The organism is Agrobacterium sp. H141, assembly GCF_057158725.1.
The window spans coordinates 701,253-727,500 of record NZ_CM169893.1 but is presented as its reverse complement, the minus strand read 5'-3'; the positions used below and the strand labels follow the sequence as shown (position 1 = coordinate 727,500).

At 56.4% G+C, this 26,248-nt stretch carries 24 protein-coding genes; 6 read left to right on the top strand and 18 right to left on the bottom strand.

Features of this window, described 5'->3' with window-relative positions; genetic code table 11:
• The first annotated feature begins 497 nt into the window (after nucleotides 1-497).
• Complete coding sequence (locus ACWPM9_RS03230; protein WP_428188330.1) at nucleotides 498-2,429, top strand: M23 family metallopeptidase; 1,932 nt, start codon at nucleotides 498-500, stop codon at nucleotides 2,427-2,429.
• A gap of 98 nt (nucleotides 2,430-2,527) precedes the next feature.
• Here the strand turns inward: ACWPM9_RS03230 and clpB are convergent, their stop codons facing one another.
• The 7 genes from clpB to ACWPM9_RS03195 all read right to left on the bottom strand — a co-directional run bounded on the left by clpB (nucleotide 2,528) and on the right by ACWPM9_RS03195 (nucleotide 12,871).
• A complete protein-coding gene (gene clpB / locus ACWPM9_RS03225; RefSeq protein ID WP_484756729.1) occupies nucleotides 2,528-5,155 on the bottom strand; it encodes an ATP-dependent chaperone ClpB in 2,628 nt (875 codons plus the stop codon).
• Nucleotides 5,156-5,475: 320 nt separating this feature from the next.
• A complete protein-coding gene (locus ACWPM9_RS03220; RefSeq protein WP_484756728.1) occupies nucleotides 5,476-6,114 on the bottom strand; it encodes a DUF4167 domain-containing protein in 639 nt (212 codons plus the stop codon).
• A gap of 331 nt (nucleotides 6,115-6,445) precedes the next feature.
• Nucleotides 6,446-7,324 carry a peptide chain release factor N(5)-glutamine methyltransferase gene (prmC, locus tag ACWPM9_RS03215; RefSeq protein ID WP_484756727.1) on the bottom strand — a complete coding sequence of 293 codons (879 nt, stop codon included), beginning with the start codon at nucleotides 7,322-7,324 and terminating at the stop codon, nucleotides 6,446-6,448.
• The gene (gene prfA / locus ACWPM9_RS03210; protein ID WP_484756726.1) at nucleotides 7,321-8,400 is read right to left on the bottom strand and encodes a peptide chain release factor 1; all 1,080 of its coding nucleotides are present in this window, start codon (nucleotides 8,398-8,400) and stop codon (nucleotides 7,321-7,323) included. Before prfA ends, prmC begins: the two co-directional genes overlap by 4 nt.
• 25 nt (nucleotides 8,401-8,425) lie before the next feature.
• Nucleotides 8,426-10,693 carry a phosphoenolpyruvate--protein phosphotransferase gene (gene ptsP, locus ACWPM9_RS03205; protein ID WP_484756725.1) on the bottom strand — a complete coding sequence of 756 codons (2,268 nt, stop codon included), beginning with the start codon at nucleotides 10,691-10,693 and terminating at the stop codon, nucleotides 8,426-8,428.
• Between the two features lie 86 nt (nucleotides 10,694-10,779).
• Entirely contained in the window at nucleotides 10,780-12,054 is a 1,275-nt protein-coding gene (locus tag ACWPM9_RS03200) for an aspartate kinase (RefSeq protein ID WP_428188295.1), read from the bottom strand.
• Nucleotides 12,055-12,262: 208 nt separating this feature from the next.
• Nucleotides 12,263-12,871, bottom strand: a complete 609-nt coding sequence (locus ACWPM9_RS03195) for an SH3 domain-containing protein (RefSeq protein WP_484756724.1) — start codon at nucleotides 12,869-12,871, stop codon at nucleotides 12,263-12,265.
• Nucleotides 12,872-13,139: 268 nt separating this feature from the next.
• On the opposite strand from ACWPM9_RS03195, the gene ubiG reads away from it, so the two are divergent.
• Together ubiG and ACWPM9_RS03185 are read left to right on the top strand one after the other, a co-directional pair.
• A complete protein-coding gene (gene ubiG, locus ACWPM9_RS03190) occupies nucleotides 13,140-13,886 on the top strand; it encodes a bifunctional 2-polyprenyl-6-hydroxyphenol methylase/3-demethylubiquinol 3-O-methyltransferase UbiG (protein ID WP_428188293.1) in 747 nt (248 codons plus the stop codon).
• A 30-nt stretch (nucleotides 13,887-13,916) separates the two neighbouring features.
• Nucleotides 13,917-14,468: a DUF924 family protein gene (locus ACWPM9_RS03185; RefSeq protein WP_484756723.1), complete on the top strand. Its 552-nt coding sequence runs from the start codon at nucleotides 13,917-13,919 to the stop codon at nucleotides 14,466-14,468.
• Between the two features lie 7 nt (nucleotides 14,469-14,475).
• On the opposite strand, the gene ACWPM9_RS03180 is transcribed toward ACWPM9_RS03185, so the two are convergent.
• The 5 genes from ACWPM9_RS03180 to ACWPM9_RS03160 are packed head-to-tail and all read right to left on the bottom strand — an operon-like array spanning nucleotide 14,476 to nucleotide 17,408.
• Nucleotides 14,476-15,057, bottom strand: coding sequence for a DUF3291 domain-containing protein (locus tag ACWPM9_RS03180; protein WP_484756722.1), 582 nt, complete (start codon nucleotides 15,055-15,057; stop codon nucleotides 14,476-14,478).
• Nucleotides 15,057-15,485 (bottom strand): DUF1178 family protein, encoded by a 429-nt coding sequence (locus ACWPM9_RS03175; RefSeq protein WP_484756721.1) that lies wholly within the window; start codon nucleotides 15,483-15,485, stop codon nucleotides 15,057-15,059. The genes ACWPM9_RS03180 and ACWPM9_RS03175 overlap by 1 nt, the downstream gene beginning before the upstream one ends.
• The gene (locus ACWPM9_RS03170) at nucleotides 15,482-16,339 is read right to left on the bottom strand and encodes a carbon-nitrogen hydrolase family protein (RefSeq protein WP_484756720.1); all 858 of its coding nucleotides are present in this window, start codon (nucleotides 16,337-16,339) and stop codon (nucleotides 15,482-15,484) included. The genes ACWPM9_RS03175 and ACWPM9_RS03170 overlap by 4 nt, the downstream gene beginning before the upstream one ends.
• A 9-nt stretch (nucleotides 16,340-16,348) precedes the next feature.
• On the bottom strand, nucleotides 16,349-16,606 hold the full coding sequence (grxC, locus tag ACWPM9_RS03165) for a glutaredoxin 3 (RefSeq protein WP_428188288.1): 258 nt from the start codon (nucleotides 16,604-16,606) through the stop codon (nucleotides 16,349-16,351).
• 49 nt (nucleotides 16,607-16,655) lie between these two features.
• Entirely contained in the window at nucleotides 16,656-17,408 is a 753-nt protein-coding gene (locus ACWPM9_RS03160) for a ComF family protein (RefSeq protein ID WP_484757581.1), read from the bottom strand.
• An 83-nt stretch (nucleotides 17,409-17,491) separates the two neighbouring features.
• Between ACWPM9_RS03160 and ACWPM9_RS03155 the strand changes: the two genes are divergently transcribed.
• Nucleotides 17,492-18,373 carry a methyltransferase domain-containing protein gene (locus ACWPM9_RS03155; RefSeq protein ID WP_484756719.1) on the top strand — a complete coding sequence of 294 codons (882 nt, stop codon included), beginning with the start codon at nucleotides 17,492-17,494 and terminating at the stop codon, nucleotides 18,371-18,373.
• 27 nt (nucleotides 18,374-18,400) lie between these two features.
• Here ACWPM9_RS03155 and ACWPM9_RS03150 read toward each other — a convergent pair whose 3' ends face one another.
• From ACWPM9_RS03150 to ACWPM9_RS03125, 6 genes are all read right to left on the bottom strand, one after another.
• Nucleotides 18,401-18,577 carry a Flp family type IVb pilin gene (locus tag ACWPM9_RS03150; RefSeq protein WP_484756718.1) on the bottom strand — a complete coding sequence of 59 codons (177 nt, stop codon included), beginning with the start codon at nucleotides 18,575-18,577 and terminating at the stop codon, nucleotides 18,401-18,403.
• Nucleotides 18,578-18,623: 46 nt separating this feature from the next.
• Nucleotides 18,624-18,944 carry a hypothetical protein gene (locus ACWPM9_RS03145; protein ID WP_428188285.1) on the bottom strand — a complete coding sequence of 107 codons (321 nt, stop codon included), beginning with the start codon at nucleotides 18,942-18,944 and terminating at the stop codon, nucleotides 18,624-18,626.
• A 94-nt stretch (nucleotides 18,945-19,038) separates the two neighbouring features.
• The gene (mutT, locus tag ACWPM9_RS03140; protein WP_428188284.1) at nucleotides 19,039-19,452 is read right to left on the bottom strand and encodes an 8-oxo-dGTP diphosphatase MutT; all 414 of its coding nucleotides are present in this window, start codon (nucleotides 19,450-19,452) and stop codon (nucleotides 19,039-19,041) included.
• Nucleotides 19,449-20,231 carry a GNAT family N-acetyltransferase gene (locus tag ACWPM9_RS03135; protein ID WP_484757580.1) on the bottom strand — a complete coding sequence of 261 codons (783 nt, stop codon included), beginning with the start codon at nucleotides 20,229-20,231 and terminating at the stop codon, nucleotides 19,449-19,451. The genes mutT and ACWPM9_RS03135 overlap by 4 nt, the downstream gene beginning before the upstream one ends.
• A gap of 5 nt (nucleotides 20,232-20,236) precedes the next feature.
• On the bottom strand, nucleotides 20,237-21,478 hold the full coding sequence (gene argJ / locus ACWPM9_RS03130) for a bifunctional glutamate N-acetyltransferase/amino-acid acetyltransferase ArgJ (RefSeq protein WP_484756717.1): 1,242 nt from the start codon (nucleotides 21,476-21,478) through the stop codon (nucleotides 20,237-20,239).
• 57 nt (nucleotides 21,479-21,535) lie between these two features.
• Nucleotides 21,536-22,378, bottom strand: a complete 843-nt coding sequence (locus ACWPM9_RS03125; RefSeq protein ID WP_484756716.1) for a peptidylprolyl isomerase — start codon at nucleotides 22,376-22,378, stop codon at nucleotides 21,536-21,538.
• A 243-nt stretch (nucleotides 22,379-22,621) separates the two neighbouring features.
• Here ACWPM9_RS03125 and secA point away from each other — a divergent pair, with 243 nt between their 5' ends.
• Complete coding sequence (gene secA, locus ACWPM9_RS03120) at nucleotides 22,622-25,333, top strand: preprotein translocase subunit SecA (protein ID WP_428188280.1); 2,712 nt, start codon at nucleotides 22,622-22,624, stop codon at nucleotides 25,331-25,333.
• A 96-nt stretch (nucleotides 25,334-25,429) separates the two neighbouring features.
• Nucleotides 25,430-26,200, top strand: coding sequence for an NAD(P)-binding domain-containing protein (locus ACWPM9_RS03115; RefSeq protein WP_484756715.1), 771 nt, complete (start codon nucleotides 25,430-25,432; stop codon nucleotides 26,198-26,200).
• Nucleotides 26,201-26,248: the final 48 nt, after the last annotated feature.

The window sequence follows — 26,248 nt, the reverse complement described above, 5'->3', positions numbered from 1 at the left end:
GCATCGCAGCCAATCTCGAATGAAGTTAACCGAAACAAAGCAGTCCGTCGCCAGAAGCGCCGCCCCCTCTCGTTCGGTGAGGCGGGTTCTAGTCCCACTCTAAACTCAAGTCAACACTGCTTTGGGAAAAACGGCAAAGAAACTTCTAAGTCCATGAATAATATCCTATATTGCGCCCTCTGCGATTCGGCTGGAAACCATCGATCCCCCGTCGCGGGAACAGCTGTGAAGATGTCGTTAACGCCGGGGCATCTGCCCTCAGAAATTCACATTGTTCTGACCATAAGCGGACGTGGGTATAGGTAGCCGAGCAGTCAAATTGACTCTCTTGCCTTGCTCATGCAGTAAGACAGGGGCGCGCGCGGGCAAAGCGATATGCAGTCGAATGCAATGCCAGCCATTATACAGGCGCGCAAATGGCTTCGATTATGCCGAAGCGATTTGCGCATAGCGATCCCCGGCTGGAACCGGTTTACGAGGCGGAGTCTAAAGAACAGGTGACAACAGACCGCACGATATTGGGGACACTCGGCAATGATATGCCGATCCTGGCGGATGGCCACCGCGCGCCGGACCGCCGGGAAATTTCCCTTCGTTGGCTGTCGGGCACGTTTCTCACCGGTATAACCTCCTGCGTCTTGATGGGCGTGGCTTTGTTTGCCGCTCTTGATGGGCGCCAGCAACTGGCCATCCCAGCGGAAGCCTTTGCCATAACCCGCGATGACACGGCCACGGAAGCGGACGTGACGCGCGGAGCACGCTTGCTTTCTCCTGCAATTGCGGCACGCCCGACCGACAAAGCCATCCTGGAAGTGCCAACCATCATTAAGGATGGCGAGCGCGAAGTGGTGCGCCGCCAGCCATTTTCCCATGTGACTATGGCCCTGGCTGCGGCATATAATGCGCCCGAAGATTATCCGCCCTTCGATCCGCTGTCGATTTTTGCCGCCAATGAAAGCAGTGCCGTGGCCTCCCGCACGGGCACTCTTTATGACTCCGATGTGGAGTCAGAAGTTGCTCTAAAGACAATCCCCTTCCCCGTTCGAGACAATAAATTCCCCTTTGCCGGCAGCATGAGCCTTGATGAAGTCGAGGAGAACGTGCGCTCCAACGGCTCGGTTCTCACCGATGGAAACACCCAGGTTGCAGCACTCTATTATATAGACCCGCGCCGTTTTGACGGCAGCGACAACGCGCTGGATATCTCGGTCGGTCCCAGTGCCCGCATCGTCGAAGAAAATCTGACAGTCTCCATGCCGGAGGCAGAGGATGCCAGTAAACCGGAATATGCTGACGACCTGATACCGATCCGCCGCCCTCAGACGATCTCGGCGGCGCTAAAGAATGCGGGCTATCCCGATACGCAGGCTCAAGAGGCGGAAAAGCTGCTGTCAGAGCAGCTTGCCTCTGCCGATCTCGAGGAGGGCGACCTTCTGCGGATGGGACTGATGCAGACGAAGGATATGGCGCGCATCGTCCGCATGAGCATTTATCGTGGTGGCAAGCATATTTTGACCATGGCAACGAATGATCGTGGCCGCATGGTGCAAGGTGAGGAGCCCCAGCGCATAGATGCGGTCGACAGCGCCTTCGACGATACGAAGGCGCCAATAGTATCCAATCGCGAGCTTCCGCGCATCTATGACGGCATCTACCGTGCGGCGCTCTCTTATGGTATGACAACGGATATGACGGCGCTTGTTATCAAGCTGCTCGCAGCCAATGTCGATTTTCAGGCGCAGCTCAAGCCGACAGATTCGCTGGAAGCCTTCTTCTCGGTCGCCGACGAGAGTGGCAAGGCGACTGAGAACTCAGAATTGCTTTATGTTCGCGCCCGCTTCGGCGATACGATCACCACATTCTATCGCTTCCAGAATCCGGACGATGGCAGCGTTGATTACTATGACGAGAACGGCAAAAGCATCCGCCAGTTTCTGCTGCGCAATCCGGTTCCGAACGGTCGCCTGAGCTCCGGCTTTGGCATGCGCCGCCATCCGATCCTGGGATATTCGCGCATGCATAGCGGCACCGATTGGGCAGCCCCAGTCGGCACGCCGATCATCGCCACCGGTAACGGCGTTGTCGAGAAAGCAGGATGGTCATCCGGCTATGGAAACCAGACCATCATTCGTCACGCCAACGGATATGAAACCTCCTATAACCATCAGAGCGGTCGCGCCAAAGGCATTGTTCCCGGCGCGAAGATCACTCAGGGTCAGGTCATCGGCTATGTGGGGTCGACGGGTTCATCTACCGGTGCACATCTGCATTACGAACTCATCGTCAACGGCACCAAGGTGAATGCGATGAAGGTGCGACTGCCCGGCGGAAAATCACTGAATGGTGACGCGTTGGCACAGTTCGAAATCGAGCGCAGCCGCATCGACACCCTGCTTGGGAAGTCGACAGACGTTGCAAGCGCCAAATAGCTGGCTTCTCCGCCGGACGCGGTTGCAGCAATGTACATCTGTCATACAAAAAACGGCGGCCCTGGAGCCGCCGTTTTGTTGATCAGTTGGAACATGCCTCAAGCGGCCTTGTCTTCGCTCGGCTCCGCTGCATTTTCGACATTCCGTTTGACTGAGAATAGCAAACGGTCCGAGCCGGCCGTGACGGTCACTGTCGAACCGTCGGCAATCGTTCCGCCAAGAATTTGCTCAGCCAAAGGATCCTGCAGGTATTTCTGGATCACCCGCTTCAGCGGGCGCGCTCCGTAGACAGGATCATATCCCTTGTCGCCAAGCCATTCCCGGGCATCGTCGCCCAGCGCAATGACGATCTTGCGCTCAGCCAGCAGAGAAAGCAGCCGCTTCATCTGGATATCGACAATCGCACCCATTTCCGTCCGTTGCAGACGATGGAACAGAATGATCTCGTCCACGCGGTTGAGGAACTCGGGACGGAACGAGGCTTTCACCACATCCATCACCTGTTCTCGCACGTTGTCGGTATCCTGACCCTCAGGCAGATTGGTCAGATATTCTGCCCCAAGATTGGAGGTCATGATGATCATCGTATTCTTGAAATCCACGGTGCGCCCCTGACCATCGGTCAGATGCCCGTCATCAAGAACCTGAAGCAAAACGTTGAACACATCCGGATGTGCCTTTTCGATCTCATCGAACAGGATCACCTGGTAGGGTTTACGCCGCACAGCTTCTGTCAGCGCCCCGCCTTCCTCATATCCGACATAGCCGGGAGGTGCGCCGATCAGCCGGGCAACGGAGTGTTTTTCCATATATTCCGACATATCGATGCGAACCATGGCCGTATCGTCATCGAACAGGAAACGCGCCAAGGACTTGGTGAGCTCGGTTTTACCGACACCGGTTGGGCCGAGGAAGATGAACGAGCCGATTGGCCTGTTGGGATCTTGCAGGCCAGCACGCGAACGACGGACCGCACGCGAAACGGCCTGGACCGCATCGCCTTGCCCAACAACGGATTTTGCCAATTCGTCTTCCATCCGCAAAAGCTTGTCGCGCTCGCCTTCCAGCATCTTGTCGACAGGTATGCCCGTCCAGCGTGACACGATATGTGCAATGCCATCGGGCGTAACGACTTCCTGGACCATATTGTCATCGGCCGAACTATCGTTTGCTTCCGCGGCAGCCAGTTCCTTTTCAAGATCCGGGATCACGCCATAGGTAAGCTCACCCGCCCTCTGGAAAAGACCATGACGCTGGGCTGTCGCCAACTCGTTGCGAGCCTCGTCCAGCTTCTTCTTGAGGTCGGCCGCCAGACCGAGTTTCTGCTTTTCGGCCTGCCAGCGCGCAGTCAGAGCATCGGCTTCCTCTTCAAGCGAGGTCAATTCGGTTTCCAGCTTCAACAGCCGGTCTGCCGATGCGGCATCCGTTTCTTTCTTCAGCGCCTCGCGCTCGATTTTAAGCTGGATGATGCGTCGATCCAGTTCGTCCAGCTCTTCAGGCTTGGAATCGACCTGCATGCGCAAGCGAGATGCCGCCTCGTCCATGAGGTCGATAGCCTTGTCCGGCAAAAATCGGTCCGTGATATAGCGGTTGGAAAGCGTCGCAGCCGCAACAAGCGCACTATCGGAAATCCGTACCTTGTGGTGCTGCTCGTATTTTTCCTTCAAGCCGCGCAGGATAGAGATCGTATCTTCAACCGTCGGCTCATTGACCATCACGGGCTGGAAACGACGCGCCAAAGCCGGATCTTTCTCGACATGCTTGCGGTATTCGTCAAGCGTGGTTGCACCAACGCAATGCAATTCGCCGCGCGCCAAAGCAGGCTTCAACAGGTTGGACGCATCCATGGCACCGTCTGCCTTGCCCGCGCCGACAAGCGTATGCATCTCGTCGATAAACAGGATGACATTACCATTTTCGGACTGAATTTCGTTCAGCACTGCCTTCAGACGCTCTTCGAATTCGCCGCGATATTTGGCGCCGGCAATCAGCGAGCCCATATCGAGCGCCATAAGCTGCTTGTCTTTCAGACTTTCCGGCACATCGCCATCGACAATCCGAAGCGCAAGACCTTCCGCAATCGCGGTTTTGCCGACGCCTGGCTCTCCAATCAGGACCGGATTGTTCTTCGTGCGACGTGACAGAACCTGGATCGTGCGGCGGATTTCATCATCGCGACCAATCACAGGGTCGAGCCTTCCGTCGCGGGCTTCTTCCGTCAAATCACGCGCATATTTCTTCAGAGCGTCAAAACCCTCTTCGGCACTTGCGGAATCGGCAGTGCGCCCCTTGCGAACATCATTGATGACCTGGTTCAGAGCCTGCGCTGTGACGCCTGCCTTTTTCAAAGAAGCGGACGTCGATGCCGAGGTTTCGATCGCCAGCGCAACAAGCAAACGCTCGACAGTCACGAAGCTGTCGCCGGCCTTCTTGGCAGACTCTTCAGCGGTCGAAAAAACCTTGGCGAGAGGCTGTGCCAGATACACCTGTCCATTGCCGCCGGATACCTTCGGCAGTTTGGCGAGCGCGGCGTCATTGGCGATACGCGCTTCCTTTGCATCACCGCCGGCCCGCGCGATCAGCGAGGCAGCCATGCCCTGTTCGTCGTCAAGCAAGACCTTCAGCACATGTTCGGGCGTGAACTGCTGGTGCCCTTCGGAAAGGGCATTCGTCTGGGCCGACTGCAGAAAGCCACGAACCCGTTCGGAATATTTTTCGATATTCATATTCATGTCTCCAATATCCGCACTGCCCGTATCGGCACAGAACGGAAGTTAAGGATTGGCCCCCTTTGCTAGGCAGGCCCTTGGTCGGAAGCGTCGATTTCTGAGAACGGCACCCCGCCTTGTGACCAGGATATGGGGTGTGATTTTTGTCCTTTAAAGAGCAAATCAGCCGAAAAACGACAATCGTATCGCTTCGTCTGAGCCCCCCAATATGCCGCACTCCAAACTTGGCAAAGGCCAATGCTCTAACCGCCGATCCAAACGCAAAAAGGCTCCTGCGAAACCGCAGAAGCCCTTTATCGTCGACCTGTTTGAATAGGCTATTCCGAATCCGCGAGAACGGGTTGCTCAGAGCCACCTTCCGATTTCGCACCGGTCTCATCGGCTGCGCCACTGGTGCGGCGCGGCTGACGACGAGGTCGCGATGCACTGCGACGACGCGGCTTTTCTGGAACGTCTGCACCATCAGCCTGCGCTGGTTGCTGCTCTTCAGCAGGTTGCTCCGAACGTTTGGGCTCGATAACCGGCTGCGGACCGCTGCCAGCGATCTCGGGTTGCGGTGCTGCACGGACCGGCGTTGGCTGATCGTCTGAACTATCGTTATCGTCGCTATCGGACATGTCGCGTTCAGAGTTATCGTTGCGATCATCGCGCTGGGCACGTTCCTGCAACTGCGCCTGCGCGGCCGCAATGATGCGATTGTAATGCTCCGCATGCTGAAGGTAATTTTCAGCAATCACGCGGTCACCCGAACTCTGAGCATCGCGCGCCAGGTTCGAGTATTTTTCGGCGATATGCTGAGCGGTACCGCGAATTTTAACGTCAGGACCCGAGCTGTCATAGGTCCGTGTCAACGGGTTGGCGCCCTTGCGGTTGAAGTTACCACCGCCGCCACCGCCGCCGCCGTTATTGTTGCTACCACGTCCCCGACCACGCTTGTTTTGCTGTCCTGGCCTCATCGAATGCTCACCTGAATTCTCTTGATTGATGATATAAGGGCTACGCTTTTGGACCGGCCATACCGGACCAAGTTTTTCGCGTGCCACGGGCAAAGTGCGCCACTGCTTCATTCTGCCGCTGGTAAAAGCCGAATTAACTGATCACGCAACAGGAGCTGTTCGCTTCACAGTCGCTTCATTAATGAAGACCAAGATAGAAGCCGAGCCAGACCCGAACGAATCTATTGTTCATCCCCGCTGCCCGATGCGTGCCCGCAAGCTATTACGCTTCTACCTGAAATCCAAGCCTTTTCTTCAAATTCGGCTACATTCTTGTGCAAGCGCAGCAATTTTATACCGCAGCATCGCGTGCAAAGACAAGCACGCGATCATTCCCACCATAGTCTCGCGCAGCTTCGTGCAGCACATACCCGCAAGACGTAAAGATGAGACAAACACTCTCCCTTTGGTCGTAACCGATCTCAACAGCCACCATACCGCCTTCCAGCAAATACGACGCAGCGCCAGCCGCGATTGTCCTGTAGGCATCAAGACCGTCCACCCCACCATCCAATGCCAAAATAGGATCAAAACCAATAACTTCCGGGGCAAGGGAGCTGATAACATTGCGGACTATATAAGGCGGGTTTGACACTATGATGTCGAATTGCCCAGAGACCTGCTGATACCAGTCACTCTTGACAGTGTGAACACGTGCGGCCACCTCGTTGCGCTCCGCATTGCGTTGCGCAACGATCAACGCGTCCGAGGAAATATCGCACAACACAGCTTCCGCTTGAGGGCATTCATGCAGCAGCGACAGACCAATGGCGCCGGTGCCTGTTCCCAGATCCAGAATTCTTGCTGAACCCTTTTTCGCGACAATCTGACGCAGGTGAGGCAATACGCGGTCGACCAAGATCTCCGTATCGGGACGGGGTTCAAGCGTCGCTGGCGATAGCTCAAGGTCTATCCCGAAGAATTCGCGGCGACCAAGGATGCGATGGACAGGCTCACGTTGCAGGCGGCGTTGAATGGCTGCCTCGACAAGCATTATTTCACCGTCTTCCAACACCCTGTCAGACCGGGTCAGGAGTTCAGTCGTTGACAGGTTCAGCAAGCCGCCAATCAGTATTCGCGCATCTGCCGCCGCATCAGCAATATCGCCCTGCTCGAAAGCCAGACGCGCTATAGCCATCATCTGCGAAACGGAAACAGTGCCGCTGGTCAATATTGTTCGCCTAGTTGAGCCAACTGGCCCGCCTGATAGTCCGAGATCAGAGCATCGACCAATTCGTCGATTTCCCCTTCCATGACTTTATCCAGCTTGTATAGCGTGAGATTGATCCGGTGATCGGTCACGCGTCCCTGCGGAAAATTATAGGTGCGGATACGCTCGGAACGGTCGCCGGAACCAACTTGGCTTTTACGATCTGCAGACCTCTCACTATCCGCCTTCTGACGCTGGATATCCAGTAGTCGCGAGCGCAGCACCTGCATCGCCTTTGCGCGGTTTTGGTGCTGTGACTTTTCCGAGCTTGTTACGATGAGGCCTGTCGGTAGATGGGTAATACGCACCGCAGAGTCCGTCGTATTGACGTGCTGCCCGCCCGCGCCTGATGCACGCATCGTATCAATGCGAATATCATCGGGCTTGATTTCAATGTCGATATCCTCGGCTTCAGGCAGCACGGCCACTGTCGCAGCGGATGTGTGGATACGCCCACTCGCCTCGGTTTCCGGAACCCGTTGCACCCGGTGAACCCCGGACTCGAATTTCATCTTCGAAAAAACGCCTCGGCCTGAAACCGTGGCGATGATTTCCTTGAAGCCACCTGCCTCGCCTTCGCTCGCCGAAAGCGTTTCAACCTTCCAGCCATGCGTAGACGCAAAGCGCTCGTACATTCTATAGAGATCGCCAGCAAAAAGGGCTGCCTCCGAGCCGCCGGTACCAGCACGAATTTCCAGGATTGCGCTCTTTTCATCGGCGGCATCCTTCGGCAGCAGCAAGATCTGCAGCTCGTGCTCCAGCGCCTCTATGCGCGCCTCCACTTCAGGCAGCTCGAGTTCTGCCAGATCCCGCATCTCGCGGTCCGTCGCCTTGTCGGCCATCAACGCCTCGAGATCGGCAAGTTCCGCAGTGGCCTTTTCAAACTCGCGAATGGATTTCACCACCGGCTGCAGCTCGGAATATTCAGATGCCAGCTTCACATAGACATCAGCCGCAGGACCGGCAGACATGCGCGCTTCTATCTCTGCGAAACGGCGCTCAAGTTCGCGCATTTTTTCAACGGGAAGCGTTGCCAAGCTCGATCTCCGGATAAGTCTGCGATCAGACGGAAATATTATGTGTTGCAGCGAAATTCTTCAGCGTTTCGCGCATCGACGTCGGTGCTTTCGGATCGTCCAGCGTTGCATCCATCAGCGCTCGTAATTTACCAGCGTCAAGACCGAGAAGCATGGCCTTGATCGGCCCGATAGCCGTCGGTGACATGGAGACAGAGCGGTAGCCGAGACCGATCAATGCCATGGCACCGAGTGGCTTGCCCGCCATCTCCCCGCACAGGGTGACTGGCGTATTGTTCCGCTGTCCTGCCCTCGCAATATCACGCAGTATTTTCAGAAAGGGTCGACTCAAGACATCGAACCGGTCGGCAACGCGTGCATTTCCACGATCAACCGCCATGGTGAACTGGAACAGATCATTCGATCCCACCGACACAAAATCCACTTCCTGCATCAACTCGTCGAGTTGCCACAGCAAGGCCGGCACTTCGAGCATGGCACCAAACTGCAATTTCTTCGGCAGTTGGTGACCAAATTTGGAGATGTGCTGCACTTCTTTTTGCATGAGTTCCCGAGCAGCCCGGATCTCGTCAACCTGCGTCACCATGGGCAGCATCATCCGAAGCTCACCACCTGAAGCAGCCTTCAGCAACGCTCTCAACTGGATGCGCAAAAGGCCGGGACGATCGAGCGACAGGCGGATAGCCCGCCAGCCAAGAGCCGGGTTTTCCTCATCGTGCCCACGGAAATAGGAAAGAACCTTGTCCCCACCAATATCAAGTGTGCGGAACGTAACGGGGCGCCCACCCGACTGCCTGAGAACATTGCGATAAAACGCCTCTTGCTCCTCCCCCTTCGGCATAGTCGAGGCAATCATGAACTGCAACTCGGTACGGAAAAGCCCAATGCCTTCAGCGCCGGATTCCTCTAGCTGAGGAAGATCGACCATCAGGCCGGCGTTCATGTGCAGATGGATCGCCTCGCCATCCAGCGTTACAGGCTCGACATCGCGCAATGCGCGGAACTGTTCCTGCCGCCGGGCACGCAATTTGACCTTTTCTTCATAGGCTTTCTGAAGATCCGGCACCGGACGGATATGCACCGCGGCATCGTCACCATCGATGATGACGGCATCGCCATTCTCAGCGAGCGCAACCGCACCCGTTGCTTGGCCGACGACAGCGATACCCATGGCCCGGGCGACAATCACGACATGGCTGGTAACGGCTCCGTCTTCCAGCACAAGGCCGCGAATATTCTCGCGCGGATAATCCAGCAACTCTGCCGCACCCATGGCCCGCGCAAAAATAATCGCATCCGTTGGAAAGCCGTGCTCTGCGCTATGCGGCGAAAATCCGGTCAACTGGCGCAGAAGTCGGTTTGCCAGATCGTCAAAATCATGCATGCGCTCGCGCAGATAAGGGTCCGTCAGCCGGATCATCCGCGCCTTGGTGTCGCTCTGAACCTTTTCAACCGCGGCTTCCGCAGTCAGACCGTTGCGGATAGCCTCTTCCATGCGCCGCACCCAGCCCTGATCATGGGCAAACATACGGTAGGTTTCGAGAACTTCACGATGCTCGCCCTCCATCGACACCTCTCGCCTCGAGAGCATGTCGTCGATGGACAAGCGCAGGGAGCCGATCGCTTCAGCGAGGCGCCGAAGTTCGGTGTCGGTATCTTCGTTGAGAAGATTGGTCACCACGATCCGCGGCTCGTGGAGAACCACATATCCAAGACCGATCCCTTCAGAATAGCTGTCGCCTTCGATCGTGACGGGGCGCGTCAGATCGAGCTCCAGGCCCGGTCGGGTGATCTTCTTCAGTTCGCCCGTCGCGATCATCTCGGCCATGACCATGGCTGTCGTTTCCAGAGCTTCAAGCTCGTCTTCCCGGTAATTGCGCTGCGCTTTGTTCTGGACGACGAGAACGCCCAAACTGCGACCTGCGCGCAAAATAGGAACGCCGAGGAAGGAATGGTAGATCTCTTCACCCGTCTCCGGCAGATAGCGGAAAGCAGGATGGGCCTGAGCATCGGAAAGGCTTAAAGGCTGCGCGGAGGCGGCAATCGTACCAACAAGCCCCTGCCCCATTTTCAGTTGGGCAAGGTGGACCGAGTCCTTGTTGAGACCTTCTGTCGCATAAAGCTCGAGAACACCGTCGGACCGCAATACGTAAACGGAACACACTTCCGCCACCATATTGCTCGCGATCTGGCTCACAATGCGGTCCAACCGCTCCTGAGGCTCCAGCGGCTCCGCCATAAGTTCGCGCAGCCGCTTGAGCAGTACGCGTGGACCCGCAGACAGGTCTCTCATCTCGCCCGCTCCCCGAATATCAGAAGCGGGGCGGTTGGGATGGCCACCCCGGCTTCAATCAGTTGGGTGAATAGTCACCCCTCGCCTCAACTCTTATCGAGACCGTAGCAGGAATGCAAAGTCCGGACAGCTAGTTCTGCGTATGGACCGTCGATGAGAATGGAAATCTTGATTTCCGACGTTGTAATCGCCTTGATGTTGATCGCCTTTTCGGCAAGCGCCTTGAAGGCCGAGGCCGCAACGCCGGCATGACTGCGCATGCCGATGCCGATGACCGACACTTTGGCAAGGCCCGATTCGGTCTGAGCGACATCGTAACCGATCGTATCCTTGTTCTCACCGAGAACCTGCATCGCCTTGTCGACATCGCCCGAAGGCACGGTAAAGGTCATATCGGTCTTGGAACCGTCTTCGGAGATGTTCTGGACAATCATATCCACATTGATATGCGCTTCTGCCAATGGTCCGAAGATCGCAGCAGAGACGCCGGGACGGTCGGAAAGACGACGTAGCGAGATCTGCGCTTCATCCTTGGCATAGGCGATACCGGTAACTACTTCCTGTTCCACGATTTCTTCCTCATCGCAAATCAATGTTCCGGGCGGGTTTACAAGGTCTCCCATGCCCGGCGCATCGGGATCTTCAAAACTGGAGCGCACAAAGGTGCGAACTTTGTGGACCATGGCAAGCTCGACCGAGCGCACCTGCAGCACCTTGGCGCCGAGCGATGCCATTTCCAGCATCTCCTCAAAGGCAACCTTCTTCAGGCGCCGCGCCTTTGGCACAATACGCGGGTCGGTGGTGTAGACACCATCCACGTCGGTATAGATGTCGCAGCGGTCAGCCTTGACGGCAGCAGCAATTGCCACGGCAGAAGTATCCGATCCGCCGCGACCGAGTGTCGCGATCCGGTTGTCAGGTCCGATGCCCTGGAACCCTGCGACGACAGCCACCTGTCCCTCACCCATCCGGCGAATGATATCCGCACCATCGATTTCTTGAATACGCGCAGCGCCGTGGGCGTTGTCGGTCTTCACCGCGATCTGCCAGCCCTGCCACGACCGCGCATTCACGCCCATGGACTGAAGCGCGATGGATAGAAGACCGGCAGTCACCTGTTCACCAGAAGCAACAACGGCATCATATTCGCGCGCATCGTAAAAGGGTGACGCTGCACCTGCCACCTTTGGCATGGTCTGCACCCACTCCACGAGCTCATTCGTCTTGCCAGACATGGCGGACACGACAACAGCGACCTCGTGGCCGGCGTCAACTTCGCGCTTAACGTGGCGCGCGACATTGTGGATGCGTTCAAGAGTGGCGACGGAAGTTCCGCCGAATTTCATGACGATGCGAGCCATGGGCCTTACCGATACAGATATTCGGCGCCGAATGGCGCCGCAAGACAACAATCATCCGGCAGGACCGGACCAAGAGGTTGCGGTCTCATAGCCAAATACCGGCACAAGTTCAATGGCCGCGTGATTGCCTGTGCAGAGTTCCTTGATCTGCAACTCGCCGACTGTCTCGAATAAAAAAGGGGACGCCCAAAAAGCGTCCCCCGAAGCATTACCGCTGAGGCGGTGTGCAGTCGTCCATACCCGGAGGGCATATAAAGCGCTCACCCCTTCTCTCACCATCTCTCTTCCAGTTTCTGTGATCATCGCGCCGCACTTCTTTGCGGTCGTCACGTGACGGCTCTCTGCGAACGTCGCGCGGATCGGGGCGCGCATCATCGCGACGTTCCGGACGGGCGTCTCGGCGGTGATGGCGATTGCCGTTATTATCCCAGTCATTGCGTTCGCGATAAAAGTCGCGACCACGATAGTTTCGATCCCAGTAAGAGCCCACCGAGAAGGTCACATTGGGGATACCGAGCGGCGAATAATATTGGGGACCGACATGAACACGATGCTGGCGATAGGAAGCCTGCAGATAGCTTGCCGAAACCCAGCCGCGAATACCGCGATAGTTGACATCGCACCAGTTGGCACTGCGCATGCAGCCACCGATATCGAGACGGGCACCCTCAGGAATTACGGTGACGGCCGGATATTGAGTGCTCGGTCCAGCACGCAGATTAACGTTTGCGGTCGCAAAGCCTTGCGCGGCCTGAGCGATAGCCGGCGCCAGCGCGCTCATCGCAAATGTTGCGGCTATGATGGTCAGCTTATTCATATATGGGACTCCTTGAGCATGTTCCTCGTGAGAACGTCTTATGCGTCCTTTCGTGAACCCCACCTGAACGCGCCTGGATCGCCGCTTGTTCCCATGGCTGTGTCGTTTGCCTTTACGAGAGCAGGGAAGAGGCAATTGACCCGAAGTCCTTCCCGATCACCCGTGCGACATGGAGGTTCATTGTCATTGTGCAGATGACGTCCTAGTTCCTTGACTTTGGCATCATTCCATCCGACTTGGTGGAGACACGAATTTAGGGAGACGCCCAATGACCGAGCAGGCGCGCACCACGATAGACCAGAGCGAAGTCGACCGTTTTTCCGCAATGTCTGCGGAGTGGTGGGATCCGACTGGCAAGTTCAAACCGCTGCATAAGATCAATCCGGTCCGGCTGGAATATATTCGCAACAAAGCGTCGGAGCATTTCACCCGTGATCCTCTCGCACATCAGCCTCTGTCGGGACTGCGCGTATTGGATATTGGCTGCGGTGGAGGCTTGCTATCCGAGCCCGTCGCACGAATGGGCGCTGATGTGCTGGGCGCCGACGCGTCTGAAAAGAATATCGGCATTGCCAAGACGCACTCGACACAGTCCGGCGTTGAAGTGGATTATCGCGCAGTGACAGCCGAGAGCCTAGCCGAAGCGGGCGAAACCTTCGACATCGTACTCAATATGGAAGTCGTCGAGCACGTCTCCGATGTTCCGTTTTTCATTTCGACCTGTGCCTCCATGGTCCGCCCGGGCGGCCTGATGCTGATCTCCACCATCAATCGCACCTTCAAGGCCGCAGCCCTTGCTATCGTCGGCGCGGAATATGTGTTGCGCTGGCTGCCCCGCGGAACACATCAATACGAGAAGCTCGTGCGCCCCGACGAATTGGAAGCCCCATTGCGAGAAAGCGGCATGGAAGTGTCCGAAAAAATCGGCGTATTTTTCAATCCACTGGCCAACCAATGGAATTTGTCGCCTGACACGGATGTGAACTACATGATGTTGACCCATCGTCCGGCCTGAGCGGCAACAAGAGACCAGGGAGACGCAGACGTGACCACTCCAAAAGACATTATTGATTTCTGGCTTCGGCACGGACCAGAAGCGTGGTTTTCGGGCAGTGAAGCGCTGGATCGTGAAATTGCAGACAACTACGCCGGCCTGCACATCAAGGCCTCCAAGCGAGAGCTAGCCGATTGGGAGACATCACCCGAAGGTGCCCTGGCACTTCTCCTGCTGGTCGACCAGTTCCCCCGCAATCTCTATCGCGGTAGCGCCCATTCCTACGCCGTTGATGGTCTGGCCCGGGCCATTGCCCGACGCGCGCTGGCTAACGCTTTTGACAGGAAAGTGGAGCCAGAGCTCCGCCCATTTTTTTACCTGCCCTTTGAACATTCCGAAGATATGGCTGACCAGGAATATTCGCTTCGCCTGTTCGTTGCTCATCGCGAAAAGACGGGCGATGAAGAAGCGCTCAAATGGGCGGTGACCCATTATGATATCATCAAGAAATTCGGTCGTTTTCCGCATCGCAACGCCGCACTCGGGCGCGACACAACGGCCGAAGAACAGGCCTATCTCGACGACGATGGTTTCAGAGGTTAGCGCTCCGCTAGGCAGGCAATCTGCGAACCGCCTCCAGCAGCTCCAGCTGCCCTTCGACATTTGCAGCAGCAAGTATCTTCACCCGTTCTCTGTCAACTTCGTAGGGCCTGCCTTCAGGGTCATAAGCCTGTTTGAAGGTGAAAGCGGATGGCGAAGCGCCGTAATCGGCAAGTTGTTCGAACCGCCTGACCGCGTCACTCCATTCTAGCTTCTCACCAGCGACAATCCAGAACAGCACGAGTGACGGCCATTTCTGTTTCACATTCCAGTTGCGGGCATTTTTCAACGCTTCCGAATGCACACCGGAATAGGAAAACGCCATCAAGCACTCGATATCCTGCCAAAGGGACAGCGACGAAGGGCCTGCTTCGTAACCGCTACCGTTGAGAAAGCGCGGAAAAACCTGTTCGCCCCAACTCTCCGGGCCGGGCTCGCCGTCATAGCCAGAGCGCCCGACATAACCCGCGGCACGGCGGGCCGCTTCAAAATTGAAAGGCTCCCGCTTTACAAACCCCTCAACAGCCGGGTCACCATAAGGCGCAACGTGTATGCCAAAATTATAGATTGCCAGATGAAAGGCGCCCGACATCAGTTTGCATCGTCGGGCAAAGCTGGCAGAGGCGAGATCGCAATCCCTTCATCCAGAAGCGACTTGACCTCGTTGACCGACGCCTGGCCGATAATGCCGCGTGCATCGGCCTCGCCGTAGTGAATTTTGCGAGCCTCTTCAGGAAAGCGCGTTCCGACATCCTCGCTATTGGCCTTGATTGTCGCCACAGCCTCTTTCAGCTGTTGCATGGCCTGCTGCTGCGCCTGATTGACCGCAAGCGCGTGGCTGGCGTCCTTCTTGCGACCCGTCGCAACAGATGGTGCCATCAGTTCCTTTGTAATGTCAGGGGAGCCGCACACGGGACAGGTGAGATAACCCGTCTCGCACTGCTGGTCGAAATCAGCGCTGGATGAGAACCAGCCTTCAAACCCGTGCGCCTGCTCGCAAACGAGCGAATAGCGGATCAAACTGTAATGCCTCCCTTGGCAAGTTCCGGAAGGATGTCGATCGAAAACTCGCGACCATTCTTGAGGTTGGGTATCTTGGCGCGCGCCGCACTCACTTCAGCGAGATCGATTTTGGCCAGAACGACAGATTCGCCTACGCCGCCGGCATGCGCCAGAACCTTGCCCCAGGGATCGATCACCATCGAATGGCCGAAGGTCTCGCGTCCGTCCTCATGCAGACCCGCCTGGGCTGCAGCAATCAAAAAGGTGCCGTTCTCGATAGCGCGTGCCCTCAGCAGAACCTCCCAATGGGCCTCACCCGTCTGCTTGGTAAAGGCAGCGGGAACAGTGAGGATTTGCGCACCGGCCATAGCCTGCGCACGAAACAGGTGCGGAAAGCGCACATCGTAACAAATAGCGAATCCCAGACGCGCAAATGGTAAATCGAGCAATTTGGCCGACGTGCCCGGTCTGTAAACAGAGCTTTCCCGCCAGCTTTCACCATTATCTAGATCGACGTCGAACATGTGAATCTTGTCATAGGTCGCAAGCTTGCGCCCGTCAGGGCCAAACAGAAAAGCCCGGTTCGCAATTTTTCCGTCCGCAAGCGCGATTGCCGTGGAACCAATATGCAAATGAACGGACAGTTCCTTTGCAAGCGCTGCCGCCTTTTGGACGATGAGATCGCTTTCCTCGTCCCGCAGGATCTCCATCAAGCCTGCGCGGTTCTTTTGCACTGCACCGGTCATCTCAGGTGTCTGGATATAGCGGGCGCCATGATCCGCCGCTTCGCGCACCAGACGCTCCATGTCATGCGCGTTCTTTTCCGGATCTGTTCCGGAGCACATCTGGATCGCAGCAACTTTCAGTGACATGGGAATACCTCAGTTGGAGAGCATGGGATCGAGCTTTCCAGCCCGCTCAAGCGCAAAGAGATCATCGCAACCGCCGACATGGCTGTCGCCGATGAAGATCTGCGGAAAAGTGGACCGACCATTCGCCTTCTGGATCATCTCCTGGCGCAATTCGGCATTACCCGTGGCGTCATGCTCGTCATAGGCAACGCCCTTCTCCTCCAGAAGAGATTTGGCGCGTGCGCAAAAACCGCAAGCTTGACGCGTGTAGATAGTGACCTGTGCCATATGTGTCTCCGTGAAGCAGCGCTGTGCTGTAAACGTTTAACTTAACCGGTCATATAGGCGTGGCAAGGGCCATTGCAAAGGCCAAAACGGTGATGTCGCCGGCGCCTGCCCGCTTCAAAGCCCGTGTTGCCGCGGTCGCCGTCGCACCCGTCGTGTAGACATCGTCTACCAGGATCAGGCGCCGACCGAAGACCTGATCTTCATGGCCCTTTGCAATCGCGAATGCCCCGCGAACATTGGTCTTGCGTGCCGTCGCGGTCAGCCCGACCTGTCGGTTTGTCCGTTTGGTCCGCACCAGAGCGTGAGCAAGAAATGGTTTCCCGGACAACTGCGCGAGATGTCGCGCAAGTTCAGCTGACTGGTTGAACCGTCGGCGAACCAGCCGACTGCGATGCAAAGGAACAGCGACAATTGCATCGCATACTTCAATCTCGGTCGATGCGGCACGCAGCATCCACCTTGCCATGATCGGTGCAAGATCGGTGCGGTCCTGGTACTTCAACTGATGGACAAGATCACGGGCAATGCCATCATGGAGTGCAACGCAGCGTAGCCGGTCGAAGACCGGTGGATTGGCAATTGCCTCGGCCGACAAGATGCCGGCACCCGGATCATGGGAAAATGGCGAGCCAAGAACGTCGCAAAAGGGTTTCTCGATAAAGGGGATCGACGACCAGCAATTGGCACAAAGTCCGCCGTGCAACGCTATGCTGCGACGACATCCTGCACATGTCGGTGGATAGACAAGATCACGCAGGATTTTTGCCACACGAACCATGTTCGTGCCAAAAATCGGCCCTATCGATCTCGTTGGCGGTGTCTGCATGGATTTGACTTTAGGCCGCATCCGGCTCATTGGCCATCTAGGTTTAGTGGAAAGTCATTATGGAAAAACTCTTCGATCTCGATCTTGTCGCCACAAATCGCCTGAATGCGATCCAGGCAAAGGACGCAAGCGCAGGTTTCCTCCTCGAAATCGCAGCCCAGGAACTGGCCGAGCGCCTGCAATTGGTCGAGCGCCATTTCGAAGTCGCAGCTGAACTTCATGGCGGCAACGGCATTACTGCCCGCGAATGCATGGCGACCGGCAAGATCGGCACGATGATCCGCGTGGAAACCGATACCGCCTTTGCATCCCCGGGCGAAAAGGTGACGGAAGCTTCGTTCGAAACAGTGCCGCTGGAGCCGCAGTATGTCAATTTGATCCTGTCGCCGCTGATCCTGCATCTGATGAACGATATTCCAGGCGTTCTCTTCCAGATGCGATTGGCGCTCAAGCCCGATGGCCTTTTATTGGCGGCAATTCCAGGCGCTGGCACACTATCCGAACTTCGCGATGTCATGCTGGCTGCTGAGGTCGAACTCTCCGGCGGTGCCAGTCCGCGCGTCATTCCCTTCGCTGACATTCGCGACATGGGAGCGCTGTTGCAGCGCGCGGGCTTTTCTCTCCCCGTCGTCGATGCTCAGACCTACACCGTTCGCTATGATTCGATATTACCGCTGATGCGCGATCTGAAGGCCATGGGCATGGCCAATCCGTTGCTCGGCCGATCGCGAAGACCCGTTGGGAAACGGTTCATGCAGCGCGTGGCGGAACTGTATGCCGAGCGCCATTCTGATCCGGATGGACGCATTCGCGCGACGTTTTCGTTCGTCTATGTATCGGGATGGGCGCCGCATGAGAGCCAGCAAAAGCCTCTAAAGCCTGGCTCGGCAAAGATGCGCTTGGCGGACGCTCTGTCTGTGGATAAGCAAACGACCGGGTGAGGATCGACCGATCCGGTGAAACTGATATCAGTTTCCGCTGTTCTCCACGACGGTGTCACTGACTTTCGTGAATGTGTTGTTCACACTTCCAGCAAGCGCAGTAACGCCAGAGATAATCGCCACGGCAATGAGCGAGGCAATTATGGCATATTCAATCGATGTTGCTCCAGAACAAGCCTGCGCAAAATTCTTCAACATACGCATCCAAATCCTTTCGCCGGCAGCGCCGGTTAAACCTGCCCAAAGACGCTCAGCAACGACCGCCGCTGTCGTCGCCCGAGATAATGCATACAGAACCGGGCATTTCCTGAAGGATGCTGCGACGGATCGTATAGCGCCTGCCCTGGCCCGATTGATCAATCGATCCAGTGGTGATGTTGTCAAAATCGTCAGGCGTAAATGCCAGCTGCCGCTTGTCTGAATTGCCTGACAGCATAGGCGTCACGATCAGCGAAAGCGCGATCACAACCATCCCGAAAAGAAGGGCAATATTCAAAACACCAGTCTTGTGGGATTTTGCCGTGCGCCGTTCGCGTGTCCGAACAGCATCCCAGAAATCCTCATCCACCATACAAGCCTCACAGGCACAAACGCATTAATCAGGCTAAACCCTGCCTGATTCTGGTAAACGGCTTGTTAAGAAATGGGCAGAAAATCCGTAAGCGCTACAAAAGGTCCTGTAGGAAGGGGATCAGGGGCTCATCAGCAGGAGGCATTGGATAATCGCGCAACGCCTGAGACCGCACCCACTTCAATGCCTGTCCTTCCCGTCCCTGAGGAATGCCCTCATAGCGGCGGCAGATATAAAGCGGCATCAGCAAGTGAAAGGTCTCGTAGGTATGACTGGCAAACGTCAGTGGGGCCAGACACGGAATTTTTGTGATGATCCCGAGTTCTTCCTCAAGCTCTCGTATAAGGGTCTCCTCTGGCGATTCGCCCGGCTCAACCTTACCGCCTGGAAACTCCCAAAGCCCCGCGAGCGATTTGCCCTCGGGACGCTGGGCCAGAAGTATACGCCCATCCGCATCGATCAAGGCGCAGGCCGCCACGAGTAAAATCTTCTTGTCCGCTCCGCTCATGCGACACTCGCATCACGCCAGTAATGATAGCGATAGGCTTCAACAAAACGCAGTTTCTTGTAGAGAGCCTCGGCTGCGGTGTTATTTTCCTCAACTTGAAGCCAGGCCATGCGCGCGCCACGCACTCTCGCCCAACGCAAGGCCGCGGATAGAATTTCGGTACCGATCCCCTCGCCACGGCGAGCCGCAGAAACCATGAGAGCCATGATGCCTGCAAGGTCATTGTCTTGAACACAAAGTGCTGCAGCAAGAGGACCCTCTTGCGGACGTTCGATCGTGAACAGACCGAGCGGCGGCTTGATGGCACTCAACACTTCGGCCAATCCCGGCTTGAACGACGAGCCTTCACCCGAAAGGGTAAGGCTCGCATCGACAAAACGGCCAATATCGTGGTTTGGCAGGTGATCCATGGTCTCGGGAAGGTCAAGTGCCGCAAGATCGCAGGTCTTGACGATCACCGTTTCGAACCGCTCCCATCCGCTCGACCGCATTTCAGCGATCATAGCTGGCGGCGTGAGTGGCGTCTCGCGAACAACCAATGGCCTGCCATAGGACACGAACTTTCGCGACGCCTTTTCGAGACGGATCGCGATATCCCGGCCATCGGACGGATCAAGAGCAACAATGCAATTCAGACGTTTTGACGAATGCCCCCCCGTCAGCCGTACCTGCCAACTTCCGTCATATTGCACGGATGCCGCCGGCCACGCCCGAAAGCCGACCGCCTCAAGCCGTCGTACCAAAGGCAGGCTCACATTATTCCCATTGCTTTCATTCATGATCATCAGCTTCGATAGTCACCATTGATGGCGACATATTCCTTGGTCAAGTCGCAGGTCCAGACAATGGCCCGACCGTCACCAAGGCCGAGATCGACCTTGAGCGGAATGTCTTCCTGTTTCATCACAGCCGAAGCTGCAGCTTCCGAATAATCCGGATCGCGTTCTCCATCGACGGCTACACGAACATCTCCAAACCAGATTGCCAGCTTGTCGCGATCAGCCAATTCGCCGGCCTTGCCGACTGCCATCACCACACGGCCCCAATTAGCATCTTCACCAGCGACAGCTGTCTTCACCAGAGGTGAATTTGCAATCGAAAGCGCGATCGTCTTGGCAGCGAGATCGCTCTCAGCACCGGTGACGGTGATTTCCAGCATCTTTCGTGCACCTTCACCATCTCTGACCACCTGAAGGGCCAGATCCTTGAGCAGGAGACCAAGAGCCGTCTTGAAGGATGAAAGCGCCGGATCGTCGGCCGTCTCGACAAGCGCTTGGCCATCGTCGGAGGCAGCCCCGGTCGCAAACAGCATCAACGTGTCGGAGGTCGACGTATCGCTATCAACCGTAATCGCATTGAAGGTCGAACCAACTGCTTCCGACAGTAGCACCTGCAGCGCCTCTGCCGCGATATTGGCATCCGTCACAACGAAGGAAAGCATGGTTGCCATATCGGGCGCGATCATTCCGGCGCCCTTGGCAATACCGTTGATGGTGACCGGAACTCCACCGATGGAGGCACTCTGCGTCGACACTTTCGGGTATGTATCCGTTGTCATGATCGCCTTGGCAGCTTCGAGCCAGACGTCGCCCTTTGCACCACTGGCCATGTCGCCCAGAACACCTGCAAATTTTGTGGCATCGAGCGGTTCGCCAATCACACCGGTAGAAGCGAGGAATATCTCGCTCTCCGCACATTGGAGCGCTTGCGCTGCAGACTTCGCGGTAAGCTCGGTCGATTGCTTGCCTTTTTTGCCGGTAAAGGCATTGGCATTGCCCGAATTGACCACAAGCCCACGGGCAACGCCCCCGTCGAGATTGGCGCGACAAAAATCAACCGGTGCGGAAGGGCATTTGGATTTTGTAAAAACACCGGCAACCGCGGCTGGGCGATCAAATGCCATCAGCAACACGTCTGTGCGGTTCTTGTATTTGATCCCGGCCGCGGCGGTCGACATGGCAACGCCACGGATCGCAGGCATATCGGGATAGGTTTTAGGAGCGAGTGGGGAAATGGATTCGGACATTTATTTTGCCTGATTTGAAAGGACCCGCAAAAGCGGGTCCGGTAATCATAGAGTCTGTTAAGGCTGCTTGCTGACGTCTTCATAGCCCTTGCGAAGATCGTCATCCATGATTTCAACCTTGGCATCGGCCTTGGACTTGGCGATCACTTCGAGATACTTGTCACGCATGACCAGCTGACGAATCTGCTGCTCGACATCCTTGTAGGCTGGCGGGGCCGCGACGCGTTTGTCTTCGACCTTGATGATGTGAAAACCAAACTGCGTTTTTACAGGCAGTTTGGAATAGGTGCCAGGCTCCATGGCAAAGGCAGCTTCCTCAAATTCCGGAACCATACGGCCCTTGCCGAAATAGCCGAGATCGCCACCTTCCGACTTGTTCGGATCGGTAGAATGCTCCTTGGCGAGTTCAACGAAGTCCTTGCCCTCGTCGAGTTCCTTGATGATTGCCTTGGCTTCATCCTCGGTCTTTACCAAAATGTGGCGCGCATGAACCTCCTCCTGCTGTGGCAGGGCCGCGACTTCCTTGTCGTAGCGCGCTTTAACTTCGTCATCGGTCACGGCATCAACGACATGCTTTTTGAAGTAGGCGTTATGCAACTCGCGATCGGCGATGTACTGCATGCGCTTCTTGAATGCCTCATCTTGATCAAGGCCTTCGGCGGTCGCATTGCCGGCAAGCAGCTTCACATCAATGACGCCGGACAGAGCCGCGACCTTTTTCTGCTCCTCTGGAAGCTGCTGAAGTTGCGGATCCAGATTGGCGATGGCGAGATCGAGTTCCGACTGGTGGATATCGAGGTCACCGACCTTCGCCACCACGGCATCCTCGGCAAGCGCTGCGAACGGCGCTGCAGTAAGGCCGAGGCAAAGGACCAGGGCGAGTTTAGAATTGCGCAACATGAAAAGACCTTTCGGATGGAAGCTGATTTCCGAACCGCTCATTCGGACTGAAAATTGTCAAAACCACGACAAAGGCGCGTCAGCGCAGCCACCTGTCCCGTTGACATCATTCGACCCCCCTCTTATCTGTCACGCAACCTCGCGTCCAGAGAAGTTTCAGGACGCGCAAGCCCTAAAAGGCAGGCGCCAACAGCCGTTGACGTTGTCTGGATGCACAACTTGATGTGAGAAAGGACCATTCTAATGGTCAGCCTTGGTGGAATTGCCCGCAAACTTTTCGGGTCGTCGAATGATCGCCGCATTCGCTCTTATCAACCCCGCGTCGATGAAATCAATGCGATGGAAGACGAGCTGAAAGTGCTCGATGATGCAGCACTCGCTGCCAAGACAATCGAGTTCAGGCAAAAACTGGCAGACGGCGCAAAGCTCGACGACCTGCTGGTTCCAGCATTTGCCGTTGCGCGGGAGGCCTCGCGCCGCACATTGGGAATGCGCCCCTTCGACGTCCAGCTAATAGGCGCGATGATCCTGCACGAGAATTCCATTGCCGAAATGAAGACCGGTGAAGGTAAGACGCTGGTGGCGACACTTGCGGTCTACTTGAATGCATTGGCCGGCAAGGGCGTCCACGTCGTGACCGTCAATGATTATCTGGCATCGCGCGATGCGGCAACGATGAGCAAGCTCTACAGCTTCCTTGGCATGACGACCGGTGTCATCGGTCACGGCTTGTCCGACGATGAGCGCCGCGCTGCCTATGGCTGCGACATCACCTATGCGACCAACAATGAACTCGGCTTCGACTATCTGCGCGACAATATGAAATATGAGCGCGGCCAGATGGTTCAGCGCGATCACAATTATGCCATCGTCGACGAAGTGGACTCCATTCTGGTCGACGAAGCGCGCACGCCGCTGATCATTTCAGGTCCGCTGGACGACCGCTCCGAACTCTACAACACGATCGACGCCTTCATTCCGCTGCTTTCTGAAGACGATTACGAGATCGATGAAAAGCAACGCTCGGCCAACTTCTCAGAGGCCGGTACGGAAAAACTTGAGAACCTTTTGAAGGATGCAGACCTCCTGAAGGGTGCCTCGCTCTACGACGTGGAAAACGTTGCAATCGTCCACCACATCAACAATGCGCTCAAGGCCCACAAGCTCTTCACCCGCGACAAGGACTATATTGTCCGTAACGACGAGATCGTCATCATCGACGAGTTTACCGGACGCATGATGCCGGGCCGTCGCTACTCCGAAGGACAGCATCAGGCTCTTGAAGCCAAGGAAAAGGTGCAGATCCAGCCGGAAAACCAGACACTGGCTTCGATCACCTTCCAGAATTATTTCCGCATGTACGACAAGCTTGCTGGCATGACCGGTACAGCCTCCACCGAAGCCGAGGAATTCGGCAATATCTACGGCCTGGACGTTGTCGAAGTGCCGACCAATCTTCCCATCGCCCGTATCGATGAGGACGACGAGGTCTACCGTTCGGCGGAGGAAAAATACAAGGCCATCATCGAAGAGATCAAGGAATGCCACGGTCGTGGACAGCCCGTCCTGGTGGGCACAACCTCGATCGAGAAGTCCGAACTGCTGGCGACCCTGCTGAAGCAGTCAGGCTTTGAAAACTTTGCTGTTCTAAACGCCCGCTATCATGAGCAGGAAGCGTATATCGTATCCCAGGCCGGCGTTCCGGGTGCGGTTACAATTGCCACCAACATGGCTGGTCGTGGTACCGACATTCAGCTCGGCGGTAATCTTGAGATGCGGCTTGAACGCGAGCTTGAGGGTGTTGAAGACCCGGCAGAACGCAGCGCCAAGGAAGCATCTGTCCGCGAAGAAGTGAAGAAGCTCAAGGACCAGGCGCTTGCCGCCGGTGGCCTTTATATCATCGCGACGGAACGGCATGAAAGCCGCCGTATCGACAACCAGTTGCGCGGTCGTGCCGGCCGTCAGGGCGACCCTGGTCGTTCCAAATTCTACCTGTCCCTTCAGGACGACCTGATGCGCATCTTCGGCTCCGACCGAATGGATTCAATGCTGCAGAAGCTCGGCCTCAAGGAAGGCGAAGCAATTGTCCATCCCTGGATCAACAAAGCCCTGGAACGCGCGCAGAAAAAGGTCGAAGCCAGAAACTTCGACATCCGCAAGAACCTCCTAAAATATGATGACGTGCTGAACGATCAGCGCAAGGTCATCTTCGAGCAGCGGCTCGAACTGATGGATATGGAAGATGTCAGCGCGACTGTCGCCGACATGCGTGAAGAAGTCGTCGAAAATGTCGTGCGCCTGCATATCCCTGAGCGTGCCTACGCCGAGCAGTGGGATACGGACGGCCTGCACGAAGCGATCCAGCGCAACCTGAACCTCGACCTGCCTATCAAGGCCTGGGCAGAAGAAGAAGGCATTGCAGAAGACGATATCGTTCAGCGCGTGACCGAAGCCGTCAACAAGGCAGCGACTGACAAGGCCGAGCGTTTTGGCCCCGAAGTGATGACCTATGTCGAGCGCTCGGTCATTCTGCAGACCATCGACAACCTCTGGCGCGAACACATCGTCAACCTCGATCACCTCCGCTCGGTCGTCGGTTTTCGTGGTTACGCGCAGCGCGATCCGTTGCAGGAATACAAGTCAGAAGCCTTTGAACTTTTCCAGGCCCTGCTTGCCAATCTGCGCGAAGCAGTAACCGCTCAGCTGATGCGCGTCGAAATCGTCCGTGAAGAGCAACCCGCTCCAACGCTCCCGGCCATGGAAGGTCACCATGTGGACGCCACCACAGGTGAGGACGACTTCAACGAAAGCGTACAAGACGCAAGCTACGTCGCGCCGGAAAATCGCAACGCGCAGGATCCCGAAACGTGGGGCCGTGTCGGTCGTAACGAACCGTGCCCTTGCGGCTCCGGCAAAAAATACAAGCATTGCCACGGCGCCTACGAACAGGCGTAAGCCTCAAACGCATGACCAAATAAACGCTAGCGCGGCTGCAAAGCTTCGCTAGCGTTTTTAGTTTCAGCCAGCTTCAATGGTTGTTTGGGAGAAAACATGAAAAAACTTGGCTTCATCGGCACCGGCACGATTTCGGCAGCCTTCATCGAGGGTCTGGTTGCGAGTGGAAAGAACAATCCGATCCTCGTCTCGCCACGATCCCGTGAAATCTCGTCGGAGCTTTCAGAGAAATTTGCCCAAGTCCGCCGTGCCGGCTCAAACACAGAAGTCGCGGAAGCAAGCGACATTATCTTCCTCGGCATGCGCCCGCCGCAGGTGGAAGAAGCGCTGGACGGCATCGCGTTCCGGAAGGAGCAGATTGTCTGCAGTTTCGTTGCCGGACTGACCACAGACGAGCTCCGCAAAATCGTACCGAATGCCCAGATCTGCCGGGTCCTTCCATTACCTGCAATCGCGTCCGGCAAAGGCCCCGTTGCCCACTTCCCTACCGTTCCGGAAATCCTGGAGCTTCTCGCAGGCATGGGTGAAGTCGTGCTGCCGAGAGCCGAGACTGAGCTTACGGCGATGGGCGCGATCAGCGGCGTCATGTCCACTTTCATGCAATTGGGCGACACGCTCAAAAGCTGGTTGGTCGACAGCAACGTGGAAACAGCCACAGCCGACATTTACGTGCGCGCACTCTTTGTCGGCCTCGCCGATACGGCTCTTCACTCGCCTCTGTCCCTCCTGGAACTGGCAGACGACCACCAGACCAAGGGTGGCCTCAACGAGCGCACACGCCAACATCTTGTGGAATCCGGCTGGTTTTCAGAAGTGACGAACGCAATCGAAGGCGTTCAGAAAGTAAGGCGAGAAGACCTCGACTGAAGACTTGCGGCGACTTGCGGAACCCTTTCTTAACCCTGAACTGACATG

Bases quoted from the DNA above. Each gene is read 5' to 3' on its own strand.
- ACWPM9_RS03180 (WP_484756722.1), bottom strand. From the start codon at position 15,057: ATGTCGGGCGCCTTTCATCTGGCAATCTATAATTTTGGCATACACGTT.
- ACWPM9_RS03145 (WP_428188285.1), bottom strand. From the start codon at position 18,944: ATGGTGGATGAGGATTTCTGGGATGCTGTTCGGACACGCGAACGGCGC.
- ACWPM9_RS03200 (WP_428188295.1), bottom strand. From the start codon at position 12,054: ATGGCTCGCATCGTCATGAAATTCGGCGGAACTTCCGTCGCCACTCTT.
- ACWPM9_RS03150 (WP_484756718.1), bottom strand. From the start codon at position 18,577: ATGCGTATGTTGAAGAATTTTGCGCAGGCTTGTTCTGGAGCAACATCG.
- clpB (WP_484756729.1), bottom strand. From the start codon at position 5,155: ATGAATATCGAAAAATATTCCGAACGGGTTCGTGGCTTTCTGCAGTCG.
- mutT (WP_428188284.1), bottom strand. From the start codon at position 19,452: ATGAGCGGAGCGGACAAGAAGATTTTACTCGTGGCGGCCTGCGCCTTG.
- secA (WP_428188280.1), top strand. From the start codon at position 22,622: ATGGTCAGCCTTGGTGGAATTGCCCGCAAACTTTTCGGGTCGTCGAAT.
- ACWPM9_RS03170 (WP_484756720.1), bottom strand. From the start codon at position 16,339: ATGTCACTGAAAGTTGCTGCGATCCAGATGTGCTCCGGAACAGATCCG.
- grxC (WP_428188288.1), bottom strand. From the start codon at position 16,606: ATGGCACAGGTCACTATCTACACGCGTCAAGCTTGCGGTTTTTGCGCA.
- ACWPM9_RS03115 (WP_484756715.1), top strand. From the start codon at position 25,430: ATGAAAAAACTTGGCTTCATCGGCACCGGCACGATTTCGGCAGCCTTC.
- ACWPM9_RS03195 (WP_484756724.1), bottom strand. From the start codon at position 12,871: ATGAATAAGCTGACCATCATAGCCGCAACATTTGCGATGAGCGCGCTG.
- ACWPM9_RS03155 (WP_484756719.1), top strand. From the start codon at position 17,492: ATGGAAAAACTCTTCGATCTCGATCTTGTCGCCACAAATCGCCTGAAT.
- ubiG (WP_428188293.1), top strand. From the start codon at position 13,140: ATGACCGAGCAGGCGCGCACCACGATAGACCAGAGCGAAGTCGACCGT.
- argJ (WP_484756717.1), bottom strand. From the start codon at position 21,478: ATGTCCGAATCCATTTCCCCACTCGCTCCTAAAACCTATCCCGATATG.
- ACWPM9_RS03220 (WP_484756728.1), bottom strand. From the start codon at position 6,114: ATGAGGCCAGGACAGCAAAACAAGCGTGGTCGGGGACGTGGTAGCAAC.
- ACWPM9_RS03125 (WP_484756716.1), bottom strand. From the start codon at position 22,378: ATGTTGCGCAATTCTAAACTCGCCCTGGTCCTTTGCCTCGGCCTTACT.
- ACWPM9_RS03135 (WP_484757580.1), bottom strand. From the start codon at position 20,231: ATGAATGAAAGCAATGGGAATAATGTGAGCCTGCCTTTGGTACGACGG.
- ptsP (WP_484756725.1), bottom strand. From the start codon at position 10,693: ATGAGAGACCTGTCTGCGGGTCCACGCGTACTGCTCAAGCGGCTGCGC.